The 12,407-nt window shown below is 62.0% G+C and carries 13 protein-coding genes, 5 tRNA genes and 1 pseudogene; 6 read left to right on the forward strand and 13 right to left on the reverse strand.

The features are described 5' to 3' along the window. The first annotated feature begins 76 nt into the window (after positions 1-76). The 4 genes and pseudogenes from maiA (at position 77) to CXP40_RS24260 (ending at position 4,532) form a co-directional block, all read left to right on the forward strand. On the forward strand, positions 77-727 hold the full coding sequence (maiA, locus tag CXP40_RS11825; RefSeq protein ID WP_106733869.1) for a maleylacetoacetate isomerase: 651 nt from the start codon (positions 77-79) through the stop codon (positions 725-727). Positions 728-817: 90 nt separating this feature from the next. Further along, a complete protein-coding gene (locus CXP40_RS11830) occupies positions 818-2,278 on the forward strand; it encodes a sodium-dependent transporter (protein WP_106733870.1) in 1,461 nt (486 codons plus the stop codon). A gap of 1,210 nt (positions 2,279-3,488) precedes the next feature. Beyond that, positions 3,489-3,674: pseudogene (locus CXP40_RS24255) on the forward strand (HAMP domain-containing protein); the annotation flags it as partial. Beyond that, a complete protein-coding gene (locus CXP40_RS24260; RefSeq protein WP_371916955.1) occupies positions 3,669-4,532 on the forward strand; it encodes a methyl-accepting chemotaxis protein in 864 nt (287 codons plus the stop codon). The pseudogene CXP40_RS24255 and the gene CXP40_RS24260, both read left to right, overlap by 6 nt. A 185-nt stretch (positions 4,533-4,717) precedes the next feature. Here CXP40_RS24260 and CXP40_RS11840 read toward each other — a convergent pair whose 3' ends face one another. Then, positions 4,718-5,134 carry a VOC family protein gene (locus CXP40_RS11840; protein ID WP_106733872.1) on the reverse strand — a complete coding sequence of 139 codons (417 nt, stop codon included), beginning with the start codon at positions 5,132-5,134 and terminating at the stop codon, positions 4,718-4,720. Positions 5,135-5,195: 61 nt separating this feature from the next. On the opposite strand from CXP40_RS11840, the gene CXP40_RS11845 reads away from it, so the two are divergent. Further along, positions 5,196-5,498: a putative quinol monooxygenase gene (locus CXP40_RS11845; RefSeq protein WP_106733873.1), complete on the forward strand. Its 303-nt coding sequence runs from the start codon at positions 5,196-5,198 to the stop codon at positions 5,496-5,498. Positions 5,499-5,547: 49 nt separating this feature from the next. On the opposite strand, the gene tsaA is transcribed toward CXP40_RS11845, so the two are convergent. From tsaA to CXP40_RS11895, 10 genes are all read right to left on the reverse strand, one after another. Next, positions 5,548-6,252, reverse strand: a complete 705-nt coding sequence (gene tsaA, locus CXP40_RS11850) for a tRNA (N6-threonylcarbamoyladenosine(37)-N6)-methyltransferase TrmO (RefSeq protein ID WP_106733874.1) — start codon at positions 6,250-6,252, stop codon at positions 5,548-5,550. Between the two features lie 9 nt (positions 6,253-6,261). After that, positions 6,262-6,468, reverse strand: coding sequence for a hypothetical protein (locus CXP40_RS11855; protein ID WP_099525251.1), 207 nt, complete (start codon positions 6,466-6,468; stop codon positions 6,262-6,264). A gap of 43 nt (positions 6,469-6,511) precedes the next feature. Then, positions 6,512-7,222 (reverse strand): RNA pseudouridine synthase, encoded by a 711-nt coding sequence (locus tag CXP40_RS11860; RefSeq protein ID WP_106733875.1) that lies wholly within the window; start codon positions 7,220-7,222, stop codon positions 6,512-6,514. 102 nt (positions 7,223-7,324) lie between these two features. Continuing rightward, a complete protein-coding gene (rimO, locus tag CXP40_RS11865) occupies positions 7,325-8,647 on the reverse strand; it encodes a 30S ribosomal protein S12 methylthiotransferase RimO (RefSeq protein ID WP_106733876.1) in 1,323 nt (440 codons plus the stop codon). Between the two features lie 97 nt (positions 8,648-8,744). Beyond that, on the reverse strand, positions 8,745-9,293 hold the full coding sequence (locus tag CXP40_RS11870; RefSeq protein ID WP_106733877.1) for a cytochrome b: 549 nt from the start codon (positions 9,291-9,293) through the stop codon (positions 8,745-8,747). A gap of 136 nt (positions 9,294-9,429) precedes the next feature. Then, a tRNA-Met gene (locus tag CXP40_RS11875) sits at positions 9,430-9,506 on the reverse strand. A 114-nt stretch (positions 9,507-9,620) separates the two neighbouring features. Further along, positions 9,621-9,697 (reverse strand) — tRNA-Met (locus CXP40_RS11880). Positions 9,698-9,811: 114 nt separating this feature from the next. Continuing rightward, positions 9,812-9,888: transfer RNA gene (locus CXP40_RS11885), tRNA-Met, on the reverse strand. Positions 9,889-10,002: 114 nt separating this feature from the next. Next, positions 10,003-10,079: transfer RNA gene (locus CXP40_RS11890), tRNA-Met, on the reverse strand. A gap of 115 nt (positions 10,080-10,194) precedes the next feature. After that, positions 10,195-10,271, reverse strand: a tRNA-Met gene (locus CXP40_RS11895). A 136-nt stretch (positions 10,272-10,407) separates the two neighbouring features. Between CXP40_RS11895 and dinB the strand changes: the two genes are divergently transcribed. Further along, positions 10,408-11,460: a DNA polymerase IV gene (gene dinB / locus CXP40_RS11900; RefSeq protein ID WP_106733878.1), complete on the forward strand. Its 1,053-nt coding sequence runs from the start codon at positions 10,408-10,410 to the stop codon at positions 11,458-11,460. Positions 11,461-11,554: 94 nt separating this feature from the next. Here the strand turns inward: dinB and CXP40_RS11905 are convergent, their stop codons facing one another. Together CXP40_RS11905 and CXP40_RS11910 are read right to left on the reverse strand one after the other, a co-directional pair. Continuing rightward, positions 11,555-11,953: an META domain-containing protein gene (locus CXP40_RS11905; RefSeq protein ID WP_099525255.1), complete on the reverse strand. Its 399-nt coding sequence runs from the start codon at positions 11,951-11,953 to the stop codon at positions 11,555-11,557. Between the two features lie 4 nt (positions 11,954-11,957). Beyond that, a complete protein-coding gene (locus CXP40_RS11910; protein WP_099525256.1) occupies positions 11,958-12,389 on the reverse strand; it encodes a hypothetical protein in 432 nt (143 codons plus the stop codon). Positions 12,390-12,407 lie beyond the last annotated feature (18 nt).

The following is a 12,407-nucleotide window of genomic DNA, read 5'->3' on the forward strand; positions in this document are numbered from 1 at the left end:
CGCGATTCGCCAGCAGTCGCTTAAAGCATCGCGGCTGAAGCCGCTCCTACGGTTTGCGTTTCGAAAGGAATCCGCAATGCTGAAACTCTACGGCTACTGGCGCTCGAGCGCCGCCTACCGTGTGCGTATCGCCCTGAATCTCAAGGGGCTGGCCTGCGAGCAAGTGCCGGTGCACCTGGTCAAGGACGGCGGCCAGCAGCACGGCGCCGACTACCGCGCGCTGAACCCGCAGGGCCTGTTGCCGCTGCTGGTGGACGAAGAAAACGGCGGCGTGCGCATCGCCCAGTCACTTGCGATCATCGAGTACCTCGAAGAAATCTTCCCGGTGCCGGCGCTGTTGCCAGCCGATCCGGCCGAGCGTGCGCAGGTGCGTGCGCTGGCGCTGCATCTTGCCTGCGACGTGCATCCGCTGAACAACCTGCGCGTACTGCAGTACCTGTCCAGCGAGCTGGGCGTCGCCGATGAGGCGAAGAACGCCTGGTACCGGCACTGGGTCGCGCTCGGTCTGACCGCCGTGGAGGAGGGCCTGGCTGCATTCGACGGTCGCCTGTCGCTCGGCGACCGGCCTGGATATCTGGAAGCCTGCCTGATTCCGCAGCTGTATAATGCGCGGCGTTTTAACTGTGACCTTGCCGCGTACCCACGCATTGTCGCCATGGCGGCGCGCTGTGAACCCCTGGAGGCCTTCCAACTGGCCTTGCCGGAGGCACAAGCCGACGCTCAGTGACACCTTCGGCTTCACCCAAGCCTTGCATTCCGCTGCGCCACAAGCGCGGCGGGTCCGATTCCGTCACAGATAAAAACAAACAGGTGACGCATGACCCGTGAAAAACCGAAGAACCTCTGGCTCTCTCGCTGGGGTTTCATCCTCGCTGCAACCGGCTCGGCCGTCGGCCTGGGCAATATCTGGAAATTCCCTTACATCACTGGCGAGTACGGCGGCGGCGCCTTCGTGCTGATGTACCTGGCGTGCATCCTGGCCATCGGCATTCCGGTGATGATGACCGAGATCGCCATCGGCCGCCGTGGTCGTGGCAGCCCCATCGACGCCATCGGCCGCGTGGTCCGTGAGAACGGTGGCAACCCGCTGTGGAAGGCGGTTGGCGGTATGGCCATGCTCGCCGGCTTCATGATTCTGTGCTTCTACGTGGTCGTTGCTGGCTGGGCCTTCGCCTATACGTGGAAGATGCTCGACGGCTCCCTGGCCGCCACCAGCGTCGAAGCGCTGGGTGGGGTGTTCGAGGCGCACAACGCCAACCCCTGGCAACTCGGTGGCTGGAGTGTGCTGGTGGCGCTGCTGACCTTGTGGATCGTCGCCAAGGGCGTGCAGAAAGGCATCGAGAATGCCGTACGCTGGATGATGCCGGGTCTGGCGCTGATGCTGGTGGCGCTGGTTGGCTATGCGTTCACCAGTGGCAGTTTCAGTGCAGGCTTCGGCTTCCTCTTCCACTTCGATGCCTCGAAGATCACCGGCGAGGCACTGTTGGCGGCACTGGGTCACGCCTTCTTCACCCTGAGCTTGGCCTCGGGCGCCATTCTCACCTACGGCTCCTACATCCCGGATGGTCAATCCATCGCGCGGACCACCTTCATCGTCGCACTCTGCGATACCTGCGTGGCGCTGCTGGCCGGTCTGGCGATCTTCCCGATCATCTTCGCCAACGGCATGAGCCCCAGTGCCGGACCGGGGCTGATCTTCATGAGTCTGCCGCTGGCCTTCCAGCAGATGCCATTCGGCACCGCGTTCGGCGTCTTGTTCTTCGCCATGGTATCGATCGCCGCGCTGACCTCGGCGATCTCGATGATCGAGGCCAGCGTGGCCTACCTGAACGAAAAGCACGGCATCAGCCGCCTGCGCGCTGCCATCGGGGCCGGCGTGGTGCTGCTGGTGATCAGCCTGCTGGCGATGCTGTCGTTCAACCTGCTGGCGGGCTGGACGCCGCTGGGCAAGAACTTCTTCGACTGGCTGGATTACCTCACCTCGCGCTGGATGATGCCGCTGGGCGGCATCTTCATGGTCGTACTCGCAGGCTACGCACTGCGCGGCGAGATCATGCGTGACGAGCTGGATCTGCCGCCTGCGGGGTACGCACTGTGGCTGTTCATGGTGCGCTACGTCAGCCCGGTGCTGATCATGGTGGTGTTCCTGCATGCGCTGGGCTGGCTGATGTTCGATCCCGTACTGCAGTGGTACTGGATTGCCGGTGCCATCGGCCTGCTGGCTGTGGCTGGGGAGGTTCTGCGGCCGAGAGTGGTGCCGGCGCTCGCCGGGCGCTGATCGCGGCTCGAATCCAGAGGCGCAGCTTCGGAAGAGGCTGCGCCTTTTTTATTGCGATAAGCCAGAAACGGCGCCTCAGTAGGCGGTATTTCGCCATTTATTCGGCGTCAATAAGCGGATAGTTGCCTGTCTTGGCCATTTCATTGGCTATGCTGAGAGCCATGGGTTGGCTAATTGCCAGCACTCAAGCGGGGGCACTCTTTGCCGATAAACCGGACTCGACATGGCACAGCAGTTGCGTAGTCAGTCGACCAGGTCGCGCCCACGATGCGCGGCTGTATAAGAAGAATCTGGAGTCGCCGTTATGTTCAAGCCTGCCGCACGCTTTTTCGCCAATCTTGCCGTCGGCAAGAAACTCTTTATCGGTTTCGGCCTCGTGCTGTTGCTTACCGCCGCCATGACGGTCAGTGGCTATCTGGCGGTTCAAGCGGTACTACATGGGCATGAGCAGGTTGGGCAGTTGGCGCAGGTGAACCAGGAGATTCTCCAGGCGCGTCGTCTGGAACGCAGTTTCGCTATCGAACAGACCCAGGAGAGCGCAGAGCGTGTGCGCGAAAGCTTGCTCAAGGTACAGGGCATGCTGGAGCACCTCGGCAAGGATGCAACCGAAAGCACGCGTGTGCAGACCATGCAGCAGGCCACTGCCGAGTACCTGAAGCAGTTCGACAACTATGTCGAGCAGCAGGGTAAGGCCCGTGAGGCTCGCCAGGACATGCGCACTGCTGCTGGAGAAACCCGTGACCAGTTCGAGGTGATCGAGCTGGACATGTATGACGCCGTGCGTGAGCTGCGCCTGCAGGGTGATCGTCTGCGGGGTAGCGACCCCCTGACCCTGGCGGAAACCGCATCCGGCCTGAGCAAACGCATGCTCGACCTGCGCGGCCAGGAAAGCCTGTACATCATCGATGGCTCGCCCGAAGCGCTGGAAGAGTGGGAGTACGTCAGCGAAGACCTGCAGACCGTTGCCCGCAGCTTGACCGTCTGGCTCAACGATGATCAGAAAGCCTCCATCGAAACCGCCCTGCAGGCGTTGACTCTCTACCAGCGCTCCTTCCTCTACTACCAACAGCTGCGTGAGCAGAACCAGGCCACCGAGAAGGCCATGATCGAGCGCGCCCGGTCGGTCGTCGACCTGGCCGAGTCGGCCCAGGCCGGAGCCGAAACCCGGATGCTCGCCGATACTCAGCGCGCACTGGTGATGCTTGGCATCATGGGCTTGGCTGCCGTGGTGCTGGGCCTGTGTGCCTCGCTGCTGATCACTCGTCTGATCGTCGCGCCGCTGCGCCAGACCGTGACCTTCGCCCAGCGTATCGCCGCCGGTGACCTCAGCCAGGACATCCCTCAGGACCGCGGCGACGAAGTGGGCCAGTTGCTTGCCGCCATGCAGGACATGACCGTCAGCCTGCGCAATCTGGTTGGCCGTATTGGCGGTGGGGTTGGGCAGATCGCTGCGGCTGCCGAGCAACTGTCTGCGATCACCGCGCAAACCAGCGCCGGGGTGCAGACGCAAAAACTGGAAACCGAACAGACCGCTACCGCCATGCACCAGATGGCCGCCACCGTGCAGGAAGTGGCGCAGAACGCCGAGCAGGCTTCACTGGCCGCACGCGATGCCGACCTGGAGGCACAGCAGGGCAATCGCGTGGTGCAGCAGGCGGTGGACCAGATCGACAGCCTGGCCAGCGAAGTGGAGCAGTCGGCCAAGGCCATCGCCGACCTGAATCAGGAAAGCGCGCGTATCGGCAGTGTGCTGGAGGTGATTCGCAACGTCGCCGAGCAGACCAACCTGCTGGCGCTCAACGCGGCCATCGAGGCGGCGCGCGCCGGCGAGCAAGGCCGTGGTTTCGCCGTGGTCGCCGATGAGGTGCGGGCGCTGGCCAAGCGTGCTCAGGAGAGCACCGAGGAGATCGAAAGCCTGATCGCCGGCCTGCAACGCATGGCCAAAGGCGCGGTGCAGCAGATGGACAGCAGCCGCGATCTGACCCGGCGTACCGTCGAACTGGCCGGTGAAGCCGGCGATGCTCTTGGTCGTATCACCCAGGCGGTGAGCACCATCGAGCAGATGAACCAGCAGATCGCTGCCGCCGCCGAGGAGCAGAGTGCGGTAGCCGAGGCGATCAACGAAAGCGTCACCCGCGTGCGCGATATCGGTGAGCAGAGCGCCACTGCCAGCGAGCAGACCGCCGCGTCCAGCGCCGAGCTGGCTCGCCTGGGAGTGGAACTGCAGGGGATGGTGCGACAGTTCCGCACCTGAACCTGGTTAATACCGGACGCAGGATACGCTGTGCGCACCGGCACCTAATTGAGCATTCCCGTGCGAGCGCTCTGCGCAGCATGCAACGGCGTACCCTGCGACTGTAGGAGCGAGCTCTGCTCGCGAACCGAGGCGAGCACCAAGCTTCGCGAGCAGAGCTCGCTCCTACAGATTTAGGTTCAGGTTCAGGTTCGGGCTGGGCTGAAGCGCTGACCCGAGATCGCCGGATGGTAGAGCGGCTGGATCTTGTTGCCGGCGGGGTCCAGCAGGTGGAAGCTGCGTGCGCCGTCGCCATGGTCGAAGGGGCGATCCAGCAGTGTCACCCCACGCGCCTTGAGGTACTGGTACCAGGCATCCAGCTCCTCGACGCTGTCGACGATGAAACCGTAGTGATCGACCAGCGGTACGCCATGGCTCTCTGCAAAAGCGCGGCCGAGCGAGAGGTTGTCATTGCCACAGGTCAGGTAGACCAGGTCCTCGTTGGCGCGGTGCAGCAACTGCATGCCCAGCACGTCCACGTAGAAACGCTCGCACGCCTCCAGGTTGGGTACCAGCAGGGCCAGGTGGCGCAGGCCATTGAGGCGCGACGGGCGTTCGAGCATCTTTTTGCACTCCATTATGTATACAATTATTTTTCAAATATAAAACATAATGGAGTTTGCTGTGTACGTGCTATTGCTCAAGACCCAACTCAAACCCGGCAGTTTCGAGGCGTTTATGGACGCCATGCGGATCAACGCCACTGCTTCGGTGCGCGATGAAACGGGCTGCCTGACCTTCGACGTGATGCGCGACCGCAGTGATGCCGATCTGGTGTGGCTGTACGAGGTATACGTCGACGAGGCGGCTTTCGAGGCGCATACGCGAACTGCGCATTTCCTCGCGAGTCGGCCGCTGGTGGAGCCGCTGATCGAGCGTCAGGACGCCATCGAAGCCGATATGCTGGCGCTCAATCCATCGCGTTGAGAAGAGGCTGCCCCTGTGCACAGCTAGCCGCTGCGAAGGCTTGGCCCGGTTAGGCTGTGCTGTGCGCCATCTGCACATCCAGCACCCGGATGCGCCCCGGCTCGGGGTAGTGCCAGTGCACGTCAATATCCCAGAAGCGCGCGCCATAACGGCGCTCCGGCTCTGGTTGTTGGTAGGCCGGACGTGGGTCCTGCGCCAGGCATTGCTCGATCAGCTCCACCAGCGGCTCGTTCAGACGCAGCGCATGCTGGCGCGCCAACGGCAATGCATCGGCATGCCATTCCACCGGGATCAGCCGTGGCGCGCCATCGGCCATGGCGTTGTGCGCATCGCTCACGGAGTCGGCGTAGGGCACGTAGGGCTTGATGTCCAGCACGGGCGTGCCGTCGAGCAGATCGATGCCGGACAGGTACAGCCGGCCCGGCTCGACCTTGTCCAGGCGTACCACCGATTGGCCGATGCCATTGGGGCGATGGGTTGCACGGGTACTGAACACGCCCACCGACTGATTACCGCCCAGGCGTGGTGGGCGCACCTTCAGCCGTGGCTTGTCCTCCAGCGCCTGGTGAAACAGAAACAGCAGCCAGACATGGCTGACCTGTTCCAGTCCCTGCACGGCTTCACCTTGATCGAAGGGCGGCAGCAACTCCAGTACCCCGCGCGCAGCAGGCGCCAGTTGCGGCTGACGAGGGATGGCGAATTTTTCCTTGAAGCAGGAACGCACGATACCGACAGGCGAAACCAGATGCTGCATGGCGTCCTCTTAGCGGCTGCGCACAGGCGCGTCGTGCGCTACCCGGCAGCCGGCATCGCGGAAGGGGCCGGTGAAACGAATCCAGCCGTCACCAGGGCTGACCTGGGCGCAGGTCAGGTGGCCGTCGACCTTGCTCTGCCAGAGGAAGAAGGGGGCTGGCGCGGCCAGGGCGGGCAGGCTCAGGGCAAGTAGGGCGGTGAGTAACAGGGTACGCATGAGGGTGGTCTCCAGAGCGTGACGGACACAGCCTAACACGGCCTCAGAAACGTTCCTTCTCACCCAGATAGCGCCACTGCCCGGAAGGCAGCTTGGCCATGAGTACGCCGCCGATACGGATGCGCTTCATGCTCAGCACTTTCAGGCCCAGCGCCGTGCAGATCTGACGCAGCAGGTCAGGAGCCGGATTCTTCAAGGCGAAGCGCAGACGCTGTTCGCTCTGCCAACTGGCCTTGCACGGTGGGAACTGCGTGCCCTTGTGCAACCAGCCTTTCTTCAGGCGTTCCAGCGCGCTGGCGGGCGCCTCGCCGGCGACCTCGACCAGGTATTCCTGCTCCAGTTTGGCGGCATCCTCGCGCAGCTTGCGCTGTGTGCGCCAATCCTGGCTGAGCACCATCAGGCCGCTGGCGCCGGTCTGCAATGGCAGGCTCTGCTCCTGGCGCAGGAAGTGGCCATGCAGGATGCGCTGGGCGTGTGGGTCTTGTTCCCAGTGTCGTTCGCGTACCAGTAGGTGTTGCAACTGCGCGGCGTTACAGCCAGTCGCACCATGCACCAACAAGGTGACGGGCTCTACCGGCTCAAGCGTGGCATCCGGATGCAGCTCGACGCGCTGATCTTCGATCTTGAATTGCGGCGCCTCGACCACCTGGCCGTCCACCGTCACCCAGCCGCCAGTGATGTACAGATCGGCCTCGCGGCGCGAGCAGCCGAACAGTTCGATGACGCGTTTGGACAGGCGGGTGGGTTCGCTCATGACTGGGCTCGACAAAAAGAAGGTCATTGTACCGGCAAGAAGTAGTGGTACCGGGAAAGAAAAAGCCCCGCATGCTGCGGGGCTTTTCAGGAGATAGGTCGGTCAGACCAACTCGCCCCACATGTCGTATTCGTCGGCATCGACGATGCGCACACGCACCTTGTCGCCCGGCTTGACGTTGGGGGAGTCGATGAACACGCTGCCATCGATCTCCGGGGCGTCGGCCCAGGAGCGAGCCACGGCACCTTCGCCGTCCACTTCGTCGACCAGCACGTCCATCTCCAGGCCAATCTTGGCCTGCAGGCGTGCGCTGCTGATCGCCTGCTGGTGCGCCATGAAGCGCTCCCAACGCTCCTGCTTGACGTCGTCAGGTACTACTTCCAGGCTCAGATCGTTGGCCGGTGCACCTTCTACCGGCGAGTACTGGAAGCAGCCGACGCGGTCGAGCTGGGCTTCGGTCAGCCAGTCCAGCAGGTACTGGAAATCTTCCTCGGTCTCGCCAGGGAAGCCGACGATGAAGGTGGAGCGGATGGTCAGTTCCGGGCAGATCTCGCGCCACTTCTTGATACGCGCCAGGGTCTTGTCTTCGAACGCGGGGCGCTTCATCGACTTGAGCACTTTCGGGCTGGCGTGCTGGAAGGGGATGTCCAGGTACGGCAGCAGCTTGCCGGCGGCCATCAGCGGGATCACGTCATCGACGTTGGGGTATGGGTATACGTAGTGCAGGCGCACCCACACGCCCATGGACGACAGCGCTTCGCACAGCTCGAGCATGCGCGTCTTCACCGGCTGGCCGTTCCAGAAGTCCAGCTTGTACTTCATATCCACGCCGTAGGCGCTGGTGTCCTGGCTGATCACCAGCAGCTCTTTCACGCCAGCCTTGACCAGGCGCTCGGCTTCGCTGAGCACATCGCCCACCGGACGGCTGACCAGTTTGCCGCGCATGGACGGGATGATGCAGAAGCTGCAGGTGTGGTTGCAGCCTTCGGAAATCTTCAGGTAGGCGTAGTGGCGCGGGGTCAGCTTGATGCCCTGCGGCGGCACCAGGTCGATCAGCGGGTTGTGCTCGGTCTTCGGCGGGATGACTTCGTGTACGGCGTTGACCACCTGCTCGTACTGCTGCGGGCCGGTGACGGCCAGCACGCTCGGGTGTACGTCGCGAATGCTGTCTTCGGCCACGCCCATGCAACCGGTGACGATCACCTTGCCGTTCTCGGCCAGGGCCTCGCCGATGGCGTCTAGCGACTCGGCCTTGGCGCTGTCGATGAAGCCACAGGTGTTGACCACCACCACGTCGGCATCCTGGTAGGTCGGCACGATCTCGTAACCTTCCATGCGCAGTTGGGTCAGGATGCGTTCGGAGTCGACAGTCGCTTTCGGGCATCCGAGCGAGACGAAGCCGACTTTCGGGGTGGCGGTGGACATGCGGGCTAACCTCTAACGGGCGCCTTGTGGGCGCCTCTGATCAAAAAGTGCGCAATTCTAGCGGCGGATCGGGCACTTGACCAGAGGCGTCTTCACCTCAATTGCGCCCCGGCAGCATGCGCGTCAGGGTGTTATCGCGCACCACGTAATGGTGATACAGACCAGCGACCGCGTGCAGGCCAATCAGCCAGTAGCCGGCGCTGCCCGCCAGTTCGTGCAGTTCCTTGATCTGTCCGGCCAGTGCCTTGTCTGGGCCGATCAGTGCTGGCAGCTCCAGGCCGAAGAAGGGAATGGGCTTGCCGGCGGCGCTGAGAATCAACCAGCCAGCCAGCGGCGCGCCGATCATCAGGGCGTACAGCGCCAGGTGCATCAGCTTGGCGATCAGGTGCTGCCAGCTCGGTGGTGCGGGCTCGATGGCCGGAGTGGGGCTGAGGGCGCGTGCCAGCAAACGCAGCCAGACCAGAGCGAATACGCTCAGGCCAAGCATGAAGTGCCATTGCTTGAGCAACTCACGGGTGTCGCTGCCCTTGGGAAAATTGCCCTTGAGTTCGATGCAGGCGTAAACGGCGGCGATCAGGATCAGCATCAGCCAGTGCAGGCCAATGGACAGGCTTCCATAGCGTGGTGGGGTGTTCTTCCAGTTCATACAGGCTTCCTCGGTCAATGTCCTGCATCTGCGGCAGGTACTCCAAGGATAGGCCGGTCTGGCTTAAGCGAAGCTGAAAAAGATCAATAGCCGGAAACGAAAAAGGCCACTCGATTGAGTGGCCTTTTTCTGAAGGTGGTTGCGGGAGCAGGATTTGAACCTACGACCTTCGGGTTATGAGCCCGACGAGCTACCAGACTGCTCCATCCCGCGGCGGCCATTCTACTCAGGGAGGAAGTGTTGTCAATCGGTTTATTGCTTTTGATCGAAAATACTAATCGACAGGCAAACAAAAAGGCCACTCATTAGAGTGGCCTTTTCGGAAGGTGGTTGCGGGAGCAGGATTTGAACCTACGACCTTCGGGTTATGAGCCCGACGAGCTACCAGACTGCTCCATCCCGCGGCGGCCATTCTACTCAGGGAGGAAGTGTTGTCAATCGGTTTATTGCTTTTGATCGAAAATACTAATCGACAGGCAAACAAAAAGGCCACTCATTAGAGTGGCCTTTTCGGAAGGTGGTTGCGGGAGCAGGATTTGAACCTACGACCTTCGGGTTATGAGCCCGACGAGCTACCAGACTGCTCCATCCCGCGGCGGCCATTCTACTCAGGGAGGAAGTGTTGTCAATCGGTTTATTGCTTTTGATCGAAAATACTAATCGACAGGCAAACAAAAAGGCCACTCATTAGAGTGGCCTTTTCGGAAGGTGGTTGCGGGAGCAGGATTTGAACCTACGACCTTCGGGTTATGAGCCCGACGAGCTACCAGACTGCTCCATCCCGCGGCGGCCATTCTACTCAGGGAGGGAGTGTTGTCAATCGGTTTCTTGCTTTTGATCGAAAATACTAATCGACAGGCAAACAAAAAAGGCCGCTCGTTAGAGTGGCCTTTTTGGAAGGTGGTTGCGGGAGCAGGATTTGAACCTACGACCTTCGGGTTATGAGCCCGACGAGCTACCAGACTGCTCCATCCCGCGGCCGCCATTCTACCGGTAGAGAGCTTTGCGTCAACTATTATCTTCAAAAAACTGTTTTCAACTCAGACGGTTAGCCTCAAACAACTGTTAGACTCCAGCGAGTTAGACCAGACCTGGCAAGGCTTTCGAGGGTGTTGTGCGCAAGATAATCCACGTTGACTGCGACTGCTTTTACGCCGCCATCGAGATGCGTGACGACCCGAGCCTGGCCAATCGTCCGCTAGCCGTTGGCGGCTCGGCTGATCGTCGTGGAGTGATCGCCACCTGCAACTACGAGGCACGTGCCTATGGCGTGCGGTCGGCGATGTCCTCGCGGCATGCGCTGAAGCTGTGCCCGGACCTGCTGATCGTCAAGCCACGCTTCGAGGTATACCGCTCGGTTTCCCGCGAGATTCACGGCATTTTTCGCCAGTTCACCGACTTGATCGAGCCGTTGTCGCTCGACGAAGCCTATCTGGATGTCAGCGAGTCGGCGCATTTTGCTGGCAGCGCCACGCGCATTGCCCAGGAAATTCGCCGTCGCGTGGTGCAGGAGCTGCACATCACCGTGTCGGCCGGGGTGGCGCCGAACAAGTTCCTGGCCAAGATCGCCAGCGACTGGCGCAAGCCCAACGGGTTGTTCGTGATCACCCCGGATCAGGTCGACGATTTTGTTGCCGAGTTGCCGGTGAACAAGCTGCATGGTGTCGGCAAGGTCACGGCCGACAAGCTGACGCGCTTAGGGATTCGCACCTGTCTAGATCTGCGGGAGTGGAACAAGCTGGCGTTGGTGCGTGAGTTCGGCAGTTTTGGTGAGCGCTTGTGGCGTTTGGCCCACGGCATAGACGAGCGCGCCGTGCAGGTGGATAGCCGTCGCCAATCACTGAGCGTCGAGAATACCTACGATCAGGACCTGCCCGACCTGGAGGCCTGCCTGGAGAAGCTGCCGGCGCTGCTCGAGGAGATGAACGGCCGTTTGCAGCGGCTGGACGCCAGCTATCGACCGGACAAACCCTTCGTCAAAGTCAAATTTCACGACTTTACCCAGACCACCCTGGAGCAGGCGGGGGCCAGTCGGGATCTGGAAAGCTATCGGCTATTGCTGAGCAACGCCTTTGCCCGGGGTGGCAAGCCGGTGCGACTGCTCGGGGTGGGCGTCAGGCTGCATGATCTGCGCGGGCGGCAGGAGCAGTTGGAGCTGTTCGCGTAGTTGCCGTCGTGGGAGGGGCTTTAGCCGCGAGGTTTTATCGCGGCTGAAGCCGCTCCTACAGGAACAGAGTGCGTCCTGTAGGGCGAGCGTCGTGTCACTCCGCCCACAGGCGAATCGGTTTGCCGTTGGCCGGCCACAGTTGCAGTTGGCCGATGTCGTTGAAGTCCCAGCGCTGCACTTCAGTCAGTGCCGCGAGGAAGCGCTGCTCCTGCTCCATCAATGAGGGCGCGCACATCTTGCGGGTGCTGCCCGGGGTTTCGAAACGGACAGAGTCATCCTTCAGCGTGTAGCCAGCGAACCAGTGGTTGCAGCCGGCGTGACCGTGAGCGCGACCGTCAGCGGCAAAGGTCACGGTCAGGTGGCTGCGGTCTATCAGCGGGCGTTCGCCGATCCATTCCACTTGGTAGCTGCGTTCGGTTTCCAGCTGCGGTGCGTCGCTGGCGCAGCCTACCAAGGTGGCGGCGAGCAGGGCGAGGGGCAGGGCGCGGTTCATGCTGTCAGGCCTCCTGGCAGGTGCGGCATAGGTGACGACCGGCATCGTTGCGCCAGCCCAGCTCGGTGATGCGGGCTTCGGCGGCTGGCGCTTGCGCGGCTTTGCCAAGGGCCGCATCGACGGCGAATTCGAAATCCAGCTGCTTGCCGCAGCTGTCGCAGTTCACCTGCCAGTTATGGATGGCCAGTTCCTTGAACTGCGGACCCTTGCACACGGCCAGCCATTGGCCGGGCGGGTTGATCAGGTGACGTACTTTTTCCACGTCCAGACGCATGTGCAGGTCACGACTGCCCTTGAGGGTGACCAGCAGCACGTCATTGGCCTGGATCGAACCGCCGTTGCCGGTGACCTGGTAGCGGCCCGGCGCCAGTGCGCGGCATTCGGTGAGGGTGTGTTGCGGGTTGAGCAGGGAATAACGGAAATCGTGTTCGGCCATGGGTCCTCCGGATCAGCC

Origin of the sequence: Pseudomonas sp. YY-1 (genome assembly GCF_002843095.1) — a bacterium.
In the GTDB taxonomy this organism is placed as follows: domain Bacteria; phylum Pseudomonadota; class Gammaproteobacteria; order Pseudomonadales; family Pseudomonadaceae; genus Aquipseudomonas; species Aquipseudomonas sediminis_A.